This window comes from Streptomyces sp. NPDC005722 (assembly GCF_040630935.1).
Classification (GTDB): Bacteria; Actinomycetota; Actinomycetes; order Streptomycetales; family Streptomycetaceae; genus Actinacidiphila.
The window spans coordinates 181703-199402 of record NZ_JBEXYN010000008.1; the positions used below are offsets into that span (position 1 = coordinate 181703).

17 protein-coding genes are annotated in these 17700 nt (G+C 73.4%); 9 read left to right on the plus strand and 8 right to left on the minus strand.

Going from position 1 to position 17700, the window contains the following annotated elements; all coding sequences use genetic code 11:
* Positions 1 to 496 precede the first annotated feature (496 nt).
* The gene (locus ABZ479_RS13030) at positions 497 to 1243 is read right to left on the minus strand and encodes an SDR family oxidoreductase (RefSeq protein WP_499598952.1); all 747 of its coding nucleotides are present in this window, start codon (positions 1241 to 1243) and stop codon (positions 497 to 499) included.
* 624 nt (positions 1244 to 1867) lie between these two features.
* Here ABZ479_RS13030 and ABZ479_RS13035 point away from each other — a divergent pair.
* Complete coding sequence (locus ABZ479_RS13035; RefSeq protein ID WP_500461633.1) at positions 1868 to 2854, plus strand: magnesium transporter CorA family protein; 987 nt, start codon at positions 1868 to 1870, stop codon at positions 2852 to 2854.
* Positions 2855 to 2875: 21 nt separating this feature from the next.
* The gene (locus ABZ479_RS13040) at positions 2876 to 3289 is read left to right on the plus strand and encodes an arsenate reductase family protein (protein ID WP_500461634.1); all 414 of its coding nucleotides are present in this window, start codon (positions 2876 to 2878) and stop codon (positions 3287 to 3289) included.
* Positions 3290 to 3431: 142 nt separating this feature from the next.
* Here the strand turns inward: ABZ479_RS13040 and ABZ479_RS13045 are convergent, their stop codons facing one another.
* Entirely contained in the window at positions 3432 to 3884 is a 453-nt protein-coding gene (locus ABZ479_RS13045; RefSeq protein ID WP_499598957.1) for an Lrp/AsnC family transcriptional regulator, read from the minus strand.
* A gap of 117 nt (positions 3885 to 4001) precedes the next feature.
* Here ABZ479_RS13045 and ABZ479_RS13050 point away from each other — a divergent pair, with 117 nt between their 5' ends.
* Positions 4002 to 5006 carry an asparaginase gene (locus ABZ479_RS13050; protein WP_499598958.1) on the plus strand — a complete coding sequence of 335 codons (1005 nt, stop codon included), beginning with the start codon at positions 4002 to 4004 and terminating at the stop codon, positions 5004 to 5006.
* A 135-nt stretch (positions 5007 to 5141) separates the two neighbouring features.
* On the opposite strand, the gene ABZ479_RS13055 is transcribed toward ABZ479_RS13050, so the two are convergent.
* On the minus strand, positions 5142 to 5336 hold the full coding sequence (locus ABZ479_RS13055) for a hypothetical protein (protein ID WP_499598960.1): 195 nt from the start codon (positions 5334 to 5336) through the stop codon (positions 5142 to 5144).
* Between the two features lie 452 nt (positions 5337 to 5788).
* On the opposite strand from ABZ479_RS13055, the gene ABZ479_RS13060 reads away from it, so the two are divergent.
* Entirely contained in the window at positions 5789 to 6961 is a 1173-nt protein-coding gene (locus ABZ479_RS13060) for an acyltransferase family protein (protein ID WP_500461635.1), read from the plus strand.
* On the opposite strand, the gene ABZ479_RS13065 is transcribed toward ABZ479_RS13060, so the two are convergent.
* Entirely contained in the window at positions 6942 to 8084 is a 1143-nt protein-coding gene (locus ABZ479_RS13065; RefSeq protein ID WP_500461636.1) for a PP2C family protein-serine/threonine phosphatase, read from the minus strand. The genes ABZ479_RS13060 and ABZ479_RS13065 overlap by 20 nt on opposite strands.
* A gap of 128 nt (positions 8085 to 8212) precedes the next feature.
* Between ABZ479_RS13065 and ABZ479_RS13070 the strand changes: the two genes are divergently transcribed.
* Entirely contained in the window at positions 8213 to 9442 is a 1230-nt protein-coding gene (locus ABZ479_RS13070; RefSeq protein WP_500461637.1) for a GNAT family N-acetyltransferase, read from the plus strand.
* Positions 9443 to 9524: 82 nt separating this feature from the next.
* Here ABZ479_RS13070 and ABZ479_RS13075 read toward each other — a convergent pair whose 3' ends face one another.
* Complete coding sequence (locus ABZ479_RS13075) at positions 9525 to 10340, minus strand: Fpg/Nei family DNA glycosylase (protein ID WP_500461638.1); 816 nt, start codon at positions 10338 to 10340, stop codon at positions 9525 to 9527.
* 7 nt (positions 10341 to 10347) lie between these two features.
* Complete coding sequence (locus ABZ479_RS13080; RefSeq protein ID WP_499598968.1) at positions 10348 to 10836, minus strand: ribose-5-phosphate isomerase; 489 nt, start codon at positions 10834 to 10836, stop codon at positions 10348 to 10350.
* Positions 10837 to 10977: 141 nt separating this feature from the next.
* Here ABZ479_RS13080 and ABZ479_RS13085 point away from each other — a divergent pair, with 141 nt between their 5' ends.
* Entirely contained in the window at positions 10978 to 12441 is a 1464-nt protein-coding gene (locus ABZ479_RS13085; RefSeq protein WP_500461639.1) for an amino acid permease, read from the plus strand.
* On the opposite strand, the gene ABZ479_RS13090 is transcribed toward ABZ479_RS13085, so the two are convergent.
* Positions 12405 to 14156 (minus strand): serine/threonine-protein kinase, encoded by a 1752-nt coding sequence (locus ABZ479_RS13090; RefSeq protein ID WP_500461640.1) that lies wholly within the window; start codon positions 14154 to 14156, stop codon positions 12405 to 12407. The genes ABZ479_RS13085 and ABZ479_RS13090 overlap by 37 nt on opposite strands.
* A 178-nt stretch (positions 14157 to 14334) precedes the next feature.
* On the opposite strand from ABZ479_RS13090, the gene ABZ479_RS13095 reads away from it, so the two are divergent.
* Complete coding sequence (locus ABZ479_RS13095) at positions 14335 to 15081, plus strand: hypothetical protein (RefSeq protein ID WP_500461641.1); 747 nt, start codon at positions 14335 to 14337, stop codon at positions 15079 to 15081.
* 72 nt (positions 15082 to 15153) lie between these two features.
* On the opposite strand, the gene ABZ479_RS13100 is transcribed toward ABZ479_RS13095, so the two are convergent.
* The gene (locus ABZ479_RS13100; protein ID WP_499598973.1) at positions 15154 to 15747 is read right to left on the minus strand and encodes a biotin transporter BioY; all 594 of its coding nucleotides are present in this window, start codon (positions 15745 to 15747) and stop codon (positions 15154 to 15156) included.
* Between the two features lie 262 nt (positions 15748 to 16009).
* Here ABZ479_RS13100 and ABZ479_RS13105 point away from each other — a divergent pair, with 262 nt between their 5' ends.
* Together ABZ479_RS13105 and ABZ479_RS13110 are read left to right on the plus strand one after the other, a co-directional pair.
* Positions 16010 to 16939 carry a carbohydrate kinase family protein gene (locus ABZ479_RS13105; RefSeq protein ID WP_500461642.1) on the plus strand — a complete coding sequence of 310 codons (930 nt, stop codon included), beginning with the start codon at positions 16010 to 16012 and terminating at the stop codon, positions 16937 to 16939.
* A gap of 54 nt (positions 16940 to 16993) precedes the next feature.
* Positions 16994 to 17695: an HAD family hydrolase gene (locus tag ABZ479_RS13110; protein WP_500461643.1), complete on the plus strand. Its 702-nt coding sequence runs from the start codon at positions 16994 to 16996 to the stop codon at positions 17693 to 17695.
* Positions 17696 to 17700 lie beyond the last annotated feature (5 nt).

Consider the following 17700-nt stretch of genomic DNA (forward strand, 5'->3'; position numbering starts at 1 on the left):
GGTCGCTGACGCCCACCGGCTGACCGGCCCTGGACGGTTGCGGCTGCGCCTTCAGGTACGTCGTCACCTGCCGGCCCTGAGCGGGGTAGCTGATGGTGACGACCGGATCGGCACTGCTCGGGGCCGGGCCGCTGCCGCCGGGAGGTACGAGGGACGAGCCGCCGCCACCACCGCCCGCCGACCCGATCGGGCTGCCCAGGACAATGTCGCCTCCGCCGTAGTGACCACCGCCGCCCCCACCACCCGTGCCAGCGCCACCGCTGCCGCCGACACCCAGCGTTCCGGCCGCACCGGACGGGACGCCGTCGGCGCCGCCCTGGGTGGCCGTGCCCGCTCCGCCGCCGGTTCCCCCGGCGCAAGCCCCGGACCGGCCCGGCCGGCCGGCATCCCCCCTGCGGATCACTGCGACGCGGGCTACTCCCCCCGGGACAGGGGACCACCCCGTCGGCGTCGCGGTCGAGGTGGAGGACGCCGGATCCGTCCCGGCGAGGTCGCGTCACGAAGGTGTCGCCGGGCTCTGCTCCTTGAGCCAGTCGGCGAAGGTCACGGTGCCCCGGGGGCCGGGTCCGGACGGCAGCAGGCCGCCTTTGCGCATCGCACCGGGGAAGTACAGGGGCGCGACCGGCCGGCGGCGCGCGCCGCCCGCGGCGATGAGGCTCCGGGCCAGGTCGACCAGCGACTCGACCTGCGGGCCCGCGAACTCCGGGGCCATCCCTTGCGGCGCCTCAAGGGCGAGGCCGACGAGGGCTTCCGCCACCTCGCGTACGGCGACGGGCTGCACCGGGGCCGTCGGCACCAGCGCGAGCGGCCCGGGGACTCCCTCCAGCGCCTGCCCCACGAACTCGTGGAACTGCGTCGCGCGCATGATGGTCCACGGCACGGCGCCGCCCCGGATGATCTCCTCCTGCCGCATTTTGCCGGTGTAGTACGGGTGCCCGACCCGGTCGACGCCCACGATCGACGGCGTCACCAGGTGCCGCACGCCGGCCCGCCCGGCCGCCGCCGCGAGGTTCCGGCCCGCCTTGTCGAAGAAGCCCACGGCCACCGACTTGCGGTTCGTCGTCACATTGCTGACGTCGATCACCACTTCGGCCCCGGTCAGCGCAGCGTCCAGCCCCGACCCGCTCAGCAGGTCGACGCCTTCTCCGCGCGACAGCACCACGGGCTCGTGCCCGCGGGCGCGCACCTCCTCCACCACGAACCGCCCGGCCACGCCGGTACCACCGGCAACCGCGATCTTCATGTCTGCTCCCGTCCGTTCGGCGTCGCGACGGACCCTTCACGGTTCCGTTCGCGACCGTATTACTCGATACTAATGGAGACGCGAGGATGACGACTCGCGGTCCGCACGGCCGGGGCGGGGCCGGCCGTACGGACCGGAAAGCCGGGCTCTCAGTTGTTGAAGACGGGGATGTCGTTGTTCACCCCGCCGCCGTCGGCGACGTGGAGCGCGTGCCGCTGCGGAGCCGCCTCGGCGACGCCGTCATGGCCGGAAGCAGGGCGCCACCGGCGGCGAGGGTGGCGGCGGTCAGCATGACGATCTTGCGGGCGCGGGACGCGGCAGTACTCCTCGAATGGTCGATGGGGGCGGGAATTGCGGGCGAACCCTCTTCGGACGGCCCGGCACCGGGGGAACGTCCCGGCGGACTTCTTTCCGGTCGGTGTTGCGCGACCTCATGACTCCAGGAGGCCCCGGACGCCCGGCCCGCGTCACGTCGCTGGAATTCGGGGCCTGACACGCGGTCGCAGCCTCGCTTGGGAGGCGCCCGCCGGGATCGCGGCCTCCCCTGACCGGTCATCTCCGCATGCGTGGGCGCCGGAGTCTGCGCAGGCTGGGAGGCGTGCCGGTGACCCACGGTGAGGAACGATGATCGTTACGGTGGTGTCGATGCCCGAGGGCGTCGCCGCCCCTGCCGCCCTGTCGGAGGTACGTGAGCGGCTCGCGGCGTGCCGGTTCCTGCTCGTGGACGTCGAGGTGCCCGGGGAGGGGCGGCCCGACGAGCTGCCGATCGCCCGTGAACTCGGCCTGGAGGCCGAGGACCTGGCATGGCTGGGCAGGGAGGGCGAGGCGGCGCGGGCGGAGTTCCACGGCGACAACGCCCGGTTCGTCGTGCCCGTCGTCGACGACGGCGAGGTCGTCCACCTCCACGTCTTCGTGACCGAGCGGTACCTGGTCACCGTCCACCGGGGCCCGAACGCACTGGTCGGCCGGTTCTTCACCCGGCTGCCGCGCGAACGGCCCGCGGACACCACGGCCGCGCTGTTCCTGCTGCTGGAGGACGCCCTGGAGACCTTCCGCAAGTCCGCCGTGGAGGCGCTGCTGCTGGTGGAGGACCTCGAGGACGAGATGTTCGAGAGCCGGCACCCGCAGCAGGTGTACCGGCTGGCGCGGCTGCGCCGCCGCGCGGCCGTGCTGCACCACGCGCTGCTGCCGTACCTGCAGGCGACCGACGAGACCATCACCCGGCGGATGATGAGCGGCAACTTCCCGGAGGAGCGGCAGCGGCTCGCCGCCTCCTACCAGCGGGCCGCGCGGATGGTGCTCGCCAGCATCGAATCGCTCCAGGACGCGGCCCGGCGGGCGTTCGCCAGCTACTCCTCACTCGTGTCCGGTGAGCAGAACGGGGTGATCAACCGGCTGGCCATCGTGTCGACGATCTTCCTTCCGCTGACCTTCCTGACCGGCTTCTTCGGGATGAACTTCACCTACATGACGGACGAGTTGGAGAGCAGGATCGTCTTCTGGCTGCTCGCCGTGGGACTCCAGGCGCTGGTCATGCTCGTCGCCGTCTACGTGCTGCACCGCACCCGCATCTGGCGCAGGCTGCGCGACGACGGGCGCGACGACGGCTGAACGCCTCACTACATTGGCGGGATGGAGATCTGGATCAACCCCGCGTGCTCGAAGTGCCGCTCCGCGCTGCACCTGCTGGACGAGGAGGGCGCGCAGTACACCGTGCGCCGCTACCTGGAGGACCCGCCGGACGCCGACGAGATCCGCGCGGTGCTGGAGCGGCTCGGGCTGGAGCCGTGGGACATCGTGCGGACCCAGGAGGCCGAGGCGAAGGAACTGGGGCTCGGGGAGTGGCCGCGCGAGCCGGGTGAGCGGGAGCGCTGGATCGGGGCGCTCGCGGCGCACCCGCGGCTGATCCAGCGTCCGATCATCACCGCCGAGGACGGCTCGGCGGTCGTCGCGCGCTCCGCCGAAGCGGTGCGGGACGCCCTCGGACGCGTCCCGGGTGCCGCCGGCACCGCGGGAACCGCCGGAGCCGCCGGGAACCCCGCCTAGGGCGCCGGACGGCCACCGTCCCGGAGCCGGGTACCCCGCGACGCTGGTCGTCGGCCTCGGCGGCCGGGCGATCGCGGCCTCCGGGGCCGGGTACCCAGGGCCCGGTCGGCGGGCTCCCCCGGCCCCGGGACGCCGACGGGCCCTAGCCGACCGGCACGCCCTGGGGGCCCTTGATGCGCTTCATGATCATCTGCGAGTTCACCTCGCTGACGCCCGGCAGGGCGATCAGCTTCTCGGTCCAGAAGCGCTCGTAGGCGTCGCTGTCGGCCACCGCGATCCGCAGCAGGCAGCCGGGCGCGCCGTAGAGCCGGTAGGCCTCGACGACGTCGGGGATGGCCTGCACCTGCTCCTCGAAGGCGGCGACGGACTCGCGGTCGCGCCGCACCTCGACGGAGGCGAAGACCTCGAAGCCGCGGCCGACGGCGGCCGGGTCGACGACGGCCCGGTAGCTCTGGATCACCCCGTCCTCCTCCAGCTGCCGAACCCGGCGCAGGCACGGGGACGGGGTGAGGCCGACCCGGGCGGCCAGTTCCTGGTTGGTGAGCCGGCCGTCGGCCTGGAGCTCGCGCAAGATTCTTCTGTCGATGGCGTCCATAGGGGCGATGAATACCACGCCTGGCGGATCTACGCGGGCTGATTGGCAATCCAATGCCAGGGGTCAGCGCATATCCTTGCGGCGGGAGGACCGGGCGAACGCACGAGCGAGGGAAACGTGAAGCACATCGTCGTGATCGGCACCGGCGGCACGATCGCCAGCCGGTGGCAGGGGGCCGGGTACGCGGCCGAGGCCGCCGGCCACGAGGTGCTGGCGGCGGGCGCGGTCCCCGAGGGCGTCGAGGTGAGCGTCCGCGACCTGTTCACCGTGAACAGCTCGCGGCTGACCTCCGCCCACCAGCTGGAACTGCTGCGGACGGTCCACGAGGTGCTGGCGGACCCGGCCGTGGACGGCGTCGTGGTGACGCACGGCACCGACACCATGGAGGAGACCGCCTTCCTCCTCGACCTCCACCACGACGACCGGCGCCCGGTGGTCCTCACCGGCGCCCAGCTCCCCCTGGACTCCGTGGACGGGGACGCGGCGGGCAACCTCTACGACGCGCTGCTGACCGCGGCGACCGGCCAGGACATCGGAGTGGTCATCGCCTTCGGGGGCTTCGTGCACGCCGCCCGGGGCACGGTCAAGGCGCACACCCTGGACGTCCAGGCGTTCGCCGACCCCTCGGGGCGGCCGCTCGGCCGGGTGAAGTTCGGCGAGATCGCCTGGGGCGCCCCGCGGCCGCGTGCCGCGGCGCTGCCGCTGCCGGCCCCCGGCGCCACGGCACCGCGCGTCGACGTCGTGATGCACCACGTGGACGCCGACCCCGTGCTCTTCGACGCCGCGCTGGGCGCGGGGGCCCAGGGGATCGTGCTGGTCGGCACCGGGGCGGGCAACGCGACGCCGGACTTCGTGGCGGCGGTGCGCCGGGCGGTGGAGGCCGGCGTACTGGTCGCCGTGAGCACCCGGGTGGCGGCGGGGCCGGTGGCCCCGATGTACACCGGGGGCGGTGCGGTGGACCTCGCCGCGGCGGGGGGCGTGCTGGCCGGGACGCTGCGCGCGGGCCAGGCCCGCATCGCCGTGCTGGCCGCGCTGCTGTCCGCGCAGGACCCCGCGGAGCGGACCGCCGCGCTGCGCCGCATCGTGGGAACGGCCGAGGACCGCGCGCCGGCCGTCGCCTGACTCCCCGTCACCCGGTGCGGCCACCGCGCCGGGTGACGGGTGACTTCACTTCCGACGCGCGACGTGCGCGCTCGTGACGGGTGCGACCCATGCGGCGGGTGCGCCGCGAGGCACCCCCCGCACCGGTCACCCGCGTCAGAGGTTTATCTGGTTGATGGTGTCGGCCAGCGAGTCGAGGAACTTGTTGATCGCCGGGGCCATTCCCGTGGAGGCAAGGAAGAAGCCGAAGAGCGCGGCGATGATGGCCGGGCCGACCTTGAGCGTCTTGCCCCTTATCAGGACGATCATGATGATCGCCAACAACAGCACCACGGACAGGGAGATGGCCACTGGGGATCACATCCTCGGTCTGACGCCTCACCGTTCCGGGGAGAGCCACCGCAGCCGCACCCCCGCGACGTCCATCGTGCCACCTGCCACCGACACCGTGACCCCGCGGGACACACCCTTCCCCGCGTGCGGGGGTCGCACACCTGTGACGCAGGACATCGCGATCACCACTGATCGCTTCGGACGAGGCGAATCTCGCAATTGCACGGCACGTTCGAATGGATTTCCCCAAACTATTTCCCCGCGCACGCACTTGCCACACAAAGGATCATCAAAAAACCTGCACAGACGTCAACCGGTCTGTCGATATGCCCCGTTCAACCCTTCTATGACCGTCCATAGCGGTACAGAACGGGCAGTCACCTGGGGGCGCATTCCAGGGTGTCGGTGCCACCGCGGCCATTCCGGCCGGGAATTTCACTCAGCCAGAGGCGCCCGCTATGGTGCTTCAAATGTTCCAGCTCCCCCGCACGAACACCCTGTTCCCCGGCAGGACCCAGACCGGGAATTCCGTTCTCCCCGCACCACGCCAGGAGGCCCGCACCGGCGCCGGGGCCCGGCCGGCCGCGCCCTCCGGTTCCCCCGCCCCCGCCACGGCCCCCGCCGCCCCCGCCGGACGCGACCCGTTCTTCGACAACGCCAAGTACCTGGCCATCGTCCTGGTCGCGATGGGCCACGCCTGGGAACCGCTCACCGGGCACAGCAGGGCCGCGAGCGCGCTCTACAACCTCGTGTACGCGTTCCACATGCCGGCGTTCATCGTCATCTCCGGCTACTTCTCGAAGAGTTTCGACGCCCGTCCGGACCGGGTCAGGAGACTGATCACCGGCGTCGCCGTCCCGTACCTGCTCTTCGAGACTGCCTACTCGCTCTTCCGGAACTGGGCCGACGACGCCGCTCCCCGGTCGCTGAGCCTGCTCGACCCCTGGTACCTCACCTGGTTCCTCGCCGCCCTCTTCATCTGGCGGCTCACCGCTCCCGTCTGGCGGGTCGTGCGGCAGCCGGTCGCGGTCGCCCTGCTGATCGCGGCGCTCGCCTCGGTCACCCCGGCCATCGGCGCGGAACTGGAGCTCCAGCGCGTCCTGCAGTTCCTGCCCTTCTTCGTGCTCGGCACGTGCCTGAGGGCCGAGCACTTCCACCTCGCGCGGCACCGGGCGGTGCGCGTGCTGTCGGTCCCGGCCGGGCTGACCGCGCTGGTCGTCACCTACTGGCTGGTGCCCCGGATGGACCGGGCCTGGCTCTACCACCGCGCGAGCGCCCAGGAACTGGGCGCGCCCTGGTGGGCGGGTCCGGTCATGACGCCGGCACTGTTCTGCTGCTCCCTGGCGCTGACGGTGTGCTTCCTCGCCTGGGTGCCGCGCCGTCGCACCTGGTTCACGGCGCTGGGTGCCGGCACGCTCTACGGCTACCTGCTGCACGGCTTCATCGCCAAGGGCTCGCGCTTCGGCCGCTGGTACGACCACGAGTGGATCCACACCCCGCTGGGCCAGGTCGCCGTCACCGCGATCGCCGTCGTGGTGGTCACCGCGCTGTGCACCCCGCCCGTGCGACAGATCTTCCGCTTCGCGATCGAGCCGAGGATGTCCTGGGCGTTCCGGCCGGCGCCTAGTCCCGGCACACGATGAGCAGGGCGCGGTCGTCGTTGACGTCCTTGGCGACCGCCTCGATGAGCTGCCAGGCCGCACCGCGGAAGCCGTGCGCGACGTACCGGTCGGCCTCGCCGATGAGCCGGTCGATGCCCTCGGTGAGGTCGCGGCCGGCGGCCTCGACCAGGCCGTCGGTGAAGAGCAGCAGGACGTCGCCGGAGCGCAGGGTGCCCTTCACGCTGTGGAACTCGGCGCCGTCGTACACCCCCAGCAGCGGGCCCTCGGCCGCCTTCTCCTCCCAGCGGCCGGTGCCCGCGCTGAGCTGCATGCCCGGCAGGTGGCCCGCGGAGAGCAGCTCGTAGTCGCCGGTCTCCAGGTCCAGCACCAGGTGCACGGAGGTGGCGAAGCCCTCCTCCCAGTTCTGGCGGAGCAGGTAGCCGTTGGCGGCGGTGAGGAAGGCGTGCGGCGGCAACGAGCCGAGCAGGCCGCCGAAGGCGCCGGACAGCAGCAGCGCGCGCGAACCGGCGTCCATGCCCTTGCCCGACACGTCGGTGAGGACCGCCTCCAGGATGCGGCCGCCCGAGGTGCGGGTGGCCACCACGAAGTCGCCGGAGAAGGACTGGCCACCGGCCGGCCGCAGCGCCATCTCGGCGTGCCAGCCCTCGGGCAGCCGGGGGAGCCTGCTCTGCACCCGGATGCGCTCGCGCAGGTCGAAGAGCATCGTGCCGCCGCGCATCCAGGGCACGCCGACCCGGGCGCGGAACTGCGCGACGATCAGCCCGGCCAGCGCCACCGCCGCCACCACGAGCACGGTGCCCGGGGTCACCCGGCCCACGCCCTCGCCGTACGGGCCGAGCACGGCGGACTCCACGACCATCGCGGCGGCGCTGGCCCCGTAGAGCAGCAGGAGGCTGGAGGGGCGCAGCAGCAGGCCGCCGACGAGGACGGGCAGCACCAAGGTGGTGGGCGGGCACCATTGCGGCGCCAGCACCGTGCCCCAGGCGATCAGCGGCACGCCGATCATCAGGACGGTGAGGGCGAGCCAGTCGGCCGCGTCGCCGCGGAAGTAGTCCACGGCGGATTTGCGCAGGCCGACACGAGCCCGGTGGACCGTCCTGCGCCACCGGGCCCTGAATCCGTCTCCTACCGGGCGTCGTGCCATCTTCCCGGCGACCCTATCCACCCTCACCCGTTCTCCGCATCGGAGGTGCCCCTCATGGTGCGCCGATTCGCCGCCGCGACCGGCGAAAACCGGTCGCCCGCCCTTGGGGCGGCTGGTAGGCAGGGCACATGACGGTGGAGTTGCGGGTTCTCGAGTCCGGACAGTGGGACGAGTGGTTCAGCACGCTGGAACGCGCGTTCGGCAGCGCGCGCGTGCCGGCGGAGGAGCGGGAGTTCGACCGCGGGGTGACCGAACTCACCCGGTCGATCGCCGCGTGGGACGGGACGGAGGTCGTCGGCACGGCGGGGGCGTTCTCCTTCCGGGTGGCGGTGCCGGGCGGCGCCGTGGTCCCGGCGGCCGGCGTCACGATGGTCACCGTCGCCTCGACGCACCGCCGGCGCGGGCTGCTCGGCTCGATGATGCGGCGGCAACTGGACGACGTGCGCGAACGGGGCGAGCCCCTCGCGGTGCTCACGGCCTCCGAGCCGGCGATCTACGGCCGGTACGGCTACGAGGTCGCCACCCGTCAGATGGCGGTGGAGGTCGACACCCTGCGGGCGGGCCTGACGGTGCCCGCGGGCGCCGACGAGGTCACCCTGCGCTTCGCCGACCCGGAGGAGGCCCTGGCGGCCTGCGAGGAGGTCTACGCGCGGCTGGTGCCCGGCCGGCCGGGCATGCTGGAGCGGCGGCCGAACTGGCGGCGCAAGGGCGTGCTCGACCCCGAGGCGTACCGGGACGGCGCGTCGAACCTGCTGTGTGTGGTCGCCGAGCGCGACGGCGAGGTACGGGGCTACACGCGCTACGCGGTGAAGTCCTCCTGGAACGCGGGCGGGCCCGACGGGACGGTGGTGCTGCGCGACCTGGAGGCACTGGATCCGGACACGTGTGCCGCGTTGTGGCGCTACCTCTTCGGCATCGACCTCACCTGCCGCATCACCTCCCGCAACCGTCCCGCCGATGACCCGGTCCTGCACCTGGTCGACGACGTCCGCCGCTGCGGCGTGCGGTTCAAGGAGGGCCTGCTGCTGCGCCCGGTCGAGGTGGGCGCGGCCCTGTCGGCCCGCACCTATGCGGCGCCGCTGGACGTCGTGCTGGAGGTCTCGGACCCGTTCTGCCCGTGGAACGAGGGCCGCTGGCGGCTCGGCGGCGACACCAAGGGCGCCGTGTGCGAGCGGACCACGGACGCCGCGGACCTGGCGCTGTCGGTGCGCGAGCTGGGCGCCGCCTACCTGGGCGACGTCTCGCTGACCGCGCTGGCGCGGGCCGGCCGCGTACGGGAACTGCGGCAGGGGGCGCTGCGGGAGGCGGCGGTGGCCTTCGGCAGTGACGTCGCCCCCTGGCTGCCGCACGGCTTCTAGCGGCCCGGAGCCCGTACGGGCGCCCGTCCCGCGGCCGGCCCCGCACCACTCGCGGGGCCGGCCGCCACGGGGTGACCGGACGTCAGCCGCGGGCGGGCTGGCAGGAGGGGCACCAGAAGAGGTTGCGGGCCACCAGGGCGGCGGTGCGGACCTCGGTGCCGCAGATGTGGCACGGCATCGCGGCGCGGCGGTAGACGTAGACCTCGCCGCCGTGGTCGTCGACGCGCGGCGGACGGCCCATGGCCTCGGGGGTGTGCTCGGGGCGGACGGTGTCGATGCGGTTGTTGCGCACGCCCTCGCGCATCAGGGCCACCAGATCGGCCCAGATCGCGTCCCACCGCGCGCGGTCCAGGTCCCGTCCCGCCAGGTACGGGTCGACGCCGTGGCGGAAGAGGACCTCGGCGCGGTAGACGTTGCCGACGCCGGCGACGACCTTCTGGTCCATCAGCAGCGCGGCGACACTGGTGCGGCTGCGGGCCACCCGGGCCCAGGCGCGCTCCCCGGTGTCGGCCGGCCGGAGCGGGTCCGGGCCGAGCCGGTCGTGTATCGCCTGCTTCTCGGCCCCGGTGATCAGCTCGCAGGCGGTCGGCCCGCGCAGGTCGGCGTGGTGCTCGTCGGTGGCCAGGCGCAGCCTGACCTGGCCGACGGGGGCCCCGCCGGGACCGGTGCCGAAGCCGAACTTCCCGTACAGCCCCAGGTGGACGTGGACCCAGCCGAGCGGGCCGAACCCCAGGAAGAGGTGCTTGCCGTGGGCCTCCGCGGACTCCAGCACGGCGCCGTCCAGGAGGGCGGCGCCGTCGGAGAACTTGCCCTGCGGGCTGCTCGTGCGGACCACGCGGCCGGCGAAGCGCTCCCCGTGGTCCGCGGCGAGGCGGTGGATCGTATGCCCCTCGGGCATGCCCGGATCAGCCCTCCTGCGGGTGGTGCGGGGGGATCGGGGGCAGCTCGCCGGTGGTCTCGTACGCGGTGAGCATGCCGATGCGGCGGGTGTGGCGCGGCTCGCCGGAGTAGGGCGTGCCCAGGAAGACCTCGACGAACGCGGTGGCCTCGTCCGTGGTGTGCATGCGGGCGCCGACGCTGATCACGTTCGCGTCGTTGTGCTCGCGGCCGAGGGTCGCGGTGTCCCGGCTCCACGCGAGCACGGCCCGGACGCCCTTGACCTTGTTGGCGGCGATGGCCTCGCCGTTGCCCGAGCCGCCGATCACGATGCCGAGGGAACCGGGGTCCGCGGCGGTGCGCTCCGCGGCGCGCAGGCAGAACGGCGGGTAGTCGTCCTGGGCGTCGTAGACGTGGGGGCCGCAGTCCACGGGCTCGTGCCCGTTGGCCTTGAGCCACCCCACGAGGTGGTTCTTGAGTTCAAAGCCGGCATGGTCGGAACCGAGGTACACGCGCATGCGGACGAGTGTCGCACGGGCACCCCCGGCGACATGCCGTGGGTGTTCCGTGGGGGGAATTTGAGGGTCCGCTGAGGATGGGACAACGAAACGGAATCAAAGGTTCCCCGCTCGTACCCGGGCGGTGTTTCATGCCACCCCATGAGTACACGTCCCCCCACCCCCACGGCAGGCTCCACCGCTCCGGCCCCCGAGGCCCCGACGGAGCCCGGGAACGGCTCGGGCCTCAAGGCCGGGCTCAAGAACCGCCACCTGTCGATGATCGCGATCGGCGGTGTGATCGGCGCCGGACTCTTCGTCGGCTCCGCCTCCGGCATCGCCGCCGCCGGTCCCGGCATCCTCGTGTCGTACGCCCTCGTCGGCCTCATGGTCGTCTTCGTCATGCGCATGCTGGGCGAGATGGCCGCCGCCAACCCCACCTCCGGCTCCTTCTCCGCCTACGCCGACCGCGCACTGGGCCGCTGGGCCGGTTTCTCCATCGGCTGGCTGTACTGGTTCTTCTGGGTCGTGGTGCTGGCGGTCGAGGCGACCGCGGGCGCCAAGATCCTGGAGGGCTGGGTCCCGGCCGTGCCGCAGTGGGGCTGGGCGCTGATCGTGATGGTCGTGCTCACCGCGACCAACCTGGCCTCGGTGGCCTCCTACGGCGAGTTCGAGTTCTGGTTCGCCGGCATCAAGGTCGTGGCCATCGCCGGCTTCATCGTGCTCGGCGCCCTCGCCGTGGCCGGCGTGCTGCCCGGCAGCCACAACGACACCGCGGGGCTGGCCAACCTCACCGAGCACGGCGGCTTCCTCCCCAACGGCCCCGGCAAGATCCTCACCGGTGTGCTGCTGGTCGTGTTCTCCTTCATGGGCAGCGAGATCGTCACGCTCGCGGCCGGCGAGTCCGCCGACCCCGAGCGCGCGGTCACCAAGGCCACCAACAGCGTCATCTGGCGGATCGGCGTCTTCTACCTGGGCTCGATCCTCATCGTGGTGTCGCTGCTGCCGTGGAACGACCCGTCGATCGCCGAGGACGGCTCCTACGTCGCGGCGCTGAACTCCATCGGCATCGCGCACGCCGGCCAGATCATGAACGTGATCGTGCTCACGGCCGTGCTGTCCTGCCTCAACTCCGGCCTCTACACCGCCTCCCGCATGGCCTTCTCGCTGGGCCTGCGCGGTGACGCGCCCAAGGCGTTCGCCCGCACCACCGGGCGCGGCGTGCCGCAGGCGGCGATCCTGGGCTCGGTCGTCTTCGGCTTCGTCGCGGTCTTCTTCAACTACCGGTACCCCGACACCGTCTTCCTCTTCCTGCTCAACGCCTCCGGCGCGATCGCGCTGTTCGTGTGGCTGGCGATCTGCTTCTCGCAGCTGCGCATGCGGAAGATCATCCTGAGGGAGGCCCCGGAGCGGCTGCGGGTGCGGATGTGGCTGTACCCGTACCTGACCTGGGCGACGATCGCGATGATCGTGTTCGTGCTCGGCTACATGCTCACCGACACCGCCGACGGCGGTGGCCGGGACCAGGTGGTCGTCTCCGTGCTGGTGGCGCTCGGCGTGGTGGCCGTCGCGGTGGCGCGCCAGCTGCTTCACAAGGGCCGGAAGGACGCGCCGACCCGGTCGTAGGCGGCCGGCGCGGAGGACCCGGTCGCGGCCGCGTACCAGACGTTCAGCTGGTAGGACTTGCCCCCCGCGGTGAAGCCGAGCTGCCGCGCCTTCCAGGGCGCGCCGGCCTGGGTGAAGGAGTACTCCCAGACCACGGCCGGACGGCCGCGGAACGACGTCCGTTCCAGCCGGGTCTTCCGGTAGCCGGGCACGTCGTGCGAGCCGGCCTCGAAGGCGCGCCACTGCTCCAGGAGATCGCCGCCCCGTGCGAGTGCGTACGAGGCGGCGATCTCCTGCTGTCCGTCCGGGGCGTGGTAGTGGACGTTGGACGGGCTCTTGGCGCTGCGCGTCCAGCCCCGCGGCGGCACCCAGGCGAAGCCGGTCTCGTTGCGCTCCCCGGGGGCGGGCGTGCCGGTGGACGGGGCGGCGGGCGAAGTTGCGCCGGTGGAGGGCGGACGGCTGGTGCCCGCGACGACGGGGCCCTCGCGGTGGCCGGTGCGCGGCGCGGTGAGCAGGACGCCGGTGACGGCGACGGCCGCGGCGGCCGCTCCCACGGCGCCCAGCAGGGCCGCCCGGCGGAGCCGCGAGGGGGCCGGCACGGCGGGGCCGGCGGCACGGCCCGGTCCGGGGCCGGACTCCGGCGCGGGGGCGGGGGCGGGGCTGGGTGAGGGGACCGGCGGGGGCTCGGGGGACGGCTCGGGGTCGGGGGAAGCCGGGGTGCGGCGCTCCCAGCCCGGCGGGACGGCGTCCTCCGGCTCGGCTTCCCGCTCGGCTTCCGGTGCCGTGTCCGGTGCGGCCTCGCCTGCGGCCTCCGGTGCCGGGGCGGCCCTTCCGACGGCGAGCGTCGGGGTGCGCCCCTCCTCCGGGGGCGGCGGCTGCCGGGTGACGACGGTCGGGCCGCCCGGGGGCACGCCGAGGGCGGCCAGCGCCTCGTCCAGGCCGTCCAGGGTCATCCGCTCCTCGGGGTCCTTGCGCAGCAGGGCCGCCAGGGCGGCCCGCAGCGGCCCGGCGCCGGCCGGCAGCAGCGGCTCCTCGTAGAGCACGGCGTGCAGTGTGGCCAGGGTGGTGGCGCGGGCGAAGGGGGACGCTCCCGCCAGGGCGGCGCAGAGGGTCGCGCCCAGGGACCACAGGTCCGAGGGCGGCCCCTGCCGGCGGCCCTCCACGCGTTCCGGGGCCATGTAGTCGGGCGAGCCCACCAGCATCCCGGCCATCGTCAGCGCGGTGGCGTCCTGGATCGCCGCGATGCCGAAGTCGGTGAGGACGACCCTGCCCCGGGTGTCGATCAGCACGTTGCCGGGCTTGATGTCGCGGTGCAGCACGCCGACCGCGTGCACCTCCCGCAGTGCACGGGCCAGCCCGGTGCCGATCCGTACGGCCTCGGCCACGTCCACCGGGCCGTCCTGGACCAGCACCTGCTCCAGGGAGCGGCAGTCGACCAGTTCCATCACGATCCAGAGCCGTTCGGCCTCCTGGACCACGTCGTAGACCCGGACCACGTTCGGGTGGTCGATCCGGGCCGTGGCGCGCGCCTCCCGCAGGCTGCGCTCACGACGGACCCGCGCGTCCTCGGCCTCCCTGTCGTCCAGGCGCATCTCCTTGACCGCGACCTGTCGGTCCAGCACCTCGTCCACCGCCCGCCAGACGCGGCCCATGCCGCCCTGGCCGATCGGCTCCCCCAGCCGGTAGCGGCCCACCACGAGCCGGCCGCGCACCTCACCGCCCGCATTCCCCACCATGCCCGGACTCCCCACTGCGGAGGGAATTCCCCATGCCCCTCAATTCCTGTCCGGCGGCCCGCAATTCACGCGCGGACCGAGACAGAAGTATGAACTTGCCACCATCACAGCATAGTTGCCCGGAATCTTGTGGTACCTCTTCAGATACCGCTGATGCGGTGCAGAAGGGGGAAGAGCAATGCGCCTTTTCAATCGGCGAATTCATGTTCGGAAATCGGCGGCGGCGGCCGCCGTGCTGGCGCTGGCGTTCGCCGGACCCGTGTACGGCGCCGAGCCCGTACCGGGCAGCGGCCAGGGGGGTACGCCAGGTCCCGGCGCCCCGGCCGGGGTGAAGGTGAGCACCGAACTGCCGGCCAGGATCTCCGTCGACAACAAGACCGAGAAGACCTCGATCACGGCCCGCGTCGTCAACAAGGGCGACGCGCGGTCCCCTGAGCTGCGGCTCCTGGTGGTCGGTTTCGACGCCCTCGAGGTGACCGCGGTGAAGGGCTGCGACCCGATTCCGGAGGCGAAGCTCCCGGAGGGTTCCAACAGCGGATTCAGCTGCGCCGTCGGAAAACTGGCGGCGGGGAAGAGCAAGGCGTACACCGTGTCCGCGACCTACGACCTCCAGGGCAAGGGCAAGATCTGCCTGCCCGTGATGCTCGGCGACTCCGGCACCCTGCTGTGGCAGCAGGGCCCGGTCCCGTTCGGCACCAGCGAGCCCACGCCGAACGCCCCCGACACCCCGCTGCTGCTGGGCACCGACAACGTGCCCTTCGGCCCCGACACCTCCGCGAGCGCCGGCCCCTCCGCACCCGGCGCCCTGCCGGACACCGGCGTCCCCGGGCGCACGGCCGTCCTGCTGCTGGGCGGCGGGCTGCTGCTGGCCGCGGGCGCCGCGGGACTGTGGCTGACGCGGCGCGGGCCGGCGCCGCGGCACTGACGGAGGACACGTGCAGGGGGCGGGGCGATCGCCCCGCCCCCTCCACCCGGGTGCGTCGTGCCGCGTACCCGGTCAGCCGCGGCGGCCGACCAGCTTCCAGGCGGCGGGCAGCGCACCCATGGCGAGCGCGGCCTTCAGCGCGTCGCCGATGAGGTAGGGGGTCAGGCCCAGGGCGACGGCCTGACCCAGCGTCAGGTGCGCGGCCAGCGCGAGGTAGGGGACGCCCACGGCGTAGGTGACGGCGCTGCCGGCCACCATGACCCCGGCCATCCGCCACACGCCGCGGTCGGCGCCCCGGCGGGCCAGCGCGCCCACGAGCGCGGACGCCAGCGCCATGCCCAGGATGTAGCCGAAGCTCGGCGCCGCCGCGCCGGACGACCCCTCCGCGAACCACGGGACCCCGGCGACACCGGCGACGGCGTACAGCGCGAGCGCCAGGAAGCCGCGGCGCGCGCCGAGGGCGGTGCCCACCAGCAGCGCGGCGAAGGTCTGGCCCGTCACGGGCACCGGCGACCCGGGGACCGGCACCGACAACTGCGCGGCCAGGCCGGTCAGTACGGCGCCACCGGTCACGAGCGCCGCGTCGCGCAGCCGCGACGCGGGGATGAGGTCGGCGAGGACCGGGTGGGTCCGTACGGCGGAAGCGGCGGGAACTGCGCTGGCCATCGGGTGACTCCGCGGGATGAGGGTCGGTTCGGGACACCGTGACGTTAACCCGCCCCGCCCTCACCGATCATCGTCCGCCGATCACAAAGGCCCGATCATGGCGTTGGTCGCCTTCCTACAAGGAAGCCGCGCAGGGCGTGAGCTTCGTCACCCGGGGCTTAGTGGGGTTTCTCCAACGCCTCGTCGCGACCACCCGAGCGGCACCGCCGGCCGGGTGCGACACGGCTCCGGCGGCCGGCCGGCGGCCTCCTATGCTGCCCGCATGAGCGCTCCGTCCTCCCCCTCCCGCGTCGGCGTCGTCGGCGAGGTCCTCGTCGACCTGCTGTGGCGTGCCGGGGAGCGGCAGGTCACACCGGTGCCCGGCGGCAGCCCGGCCAACGTCGCGGTCGGCCTGCACCGGCTGGGGCGCCCCACCACCCTGGTCACCACGTGGGGCGACGACCCGCCCGGCGAACTGGTCCGGGCGCACCTGGAGTCCACCGGGGTCGAGGTGGTGCGGGCCGCGAGCCCGGCCGGGCGCACCACGCTGGCGATGGCCTACCTGGACCGGGACGGCTCCGCCTCGTACGACTTCCTGGCCGCGTGGGACCCGGAGCAGCTGCCGCTGCCCGCGGACACGGCGGTGCTGCACACCGGTTCGCTGGCCACGGTGGTCGAACCGGGGGCGACGCGGGTGCTGGAGCTCTGCCGCGAGCTGCACGCGGCCGCGGGGCGCACCGTCGTCGCCGACCTCAACGTGCGGCCCGCCGTCCTGCCCGACCGGGCCGCCTACCGCCGGGCGTGCCTGCGGCTGGCCGGGGTCACCGACGTGGTCAAGGCCAGCGACGCGGACCTCGCCTGGCTCTTCCCGGGGCTGGCCCCGCAGGAGGCGGCGCGGGCGCTGCTCGCCGAGGGGCCCCGGCTCGCGGTCGTCACGCTGGGCGCGGCGGGCGCGTTCGCGGTGACCGGGGACACCCTCGTACGGGTGGCGGCGCCCGAGGTCGACGTCGTCGACACCATCGGGGCGGGCGACGCCTTCCAGGCGGCGCTGCTGGACGCGGTCGCCGGTGCCGGCGTCCCCGCCGCGCCGGACGCCCTCACCGCCGTGCTGGAGCGCTGCGTCACGGCCGCGGCCCTCAACTGCACGCGGGTGGGCGCCGACCCGCCCTCCCGCGCCGAGCTGGACGCGGCGCTCGCCGCACGGCACGGGTAGCGCCGCCGGGAAAATGCGGGGCCGGCGGGCGCGCCCTCTGGCTACCCTCGCGGGATGGACGAGGCACGGCTGACGGGGCAGGTACTGGTCTTCGACGCGGACGACACGTTGTGGGAGAACAACGTGGTCTTCGAGCGGGTCATAGAGGACTTCCTGGACTGGGTGGACCATCCCGTCCTGGACCGCGCGCAGATCAGGGCGCTGCTCAACGAGATCGAGGCGGCGAACGCCGTCGTCCACGGCTACGGCAGCAAGGTCTTCCTGCGCAGCCTCGGCGAGCTCCTGGAGCGGCTGCGGGAACGGCCCGTCACACAGGCCGAGCTCGGGCGGGTGGACGAGCTGGCGGTGGCCTTCGTGGAGCACCGGGTGGAGCTGATGCCCGGCGTGGCGAGCACGCTGGAGGAGCTGGGCACCCGCCACGAACTGCTGCTGCTCACCAAGGGCGACGAGGAGGAGCAGGCGCGCAAGGTGGCGGCCTCGGGACTGGCGGACCGCTTCCGCGGGGTGCACATCGTGCCGGAGAAGGCCGCGGGGACCTACCGGGCGCTGCTGGCGGAGTACGGCTTCGCGCCGGACAGGAGCTGGATGGTCGGGAACTCCCCGAAGTCGGACATCCTGCCCGCGCGCGAGGCCGGGATGAGCGCGGTGTTCATCCCCAACGAGAACACCTGGGTGCTGGAGCAGTCCGAGCTGGACCCGGCCGACGAGCGGGTGCTGCGGCTGGCGGCCTTCCCCGAACTGCTCCGGCACTTCTGACCGGA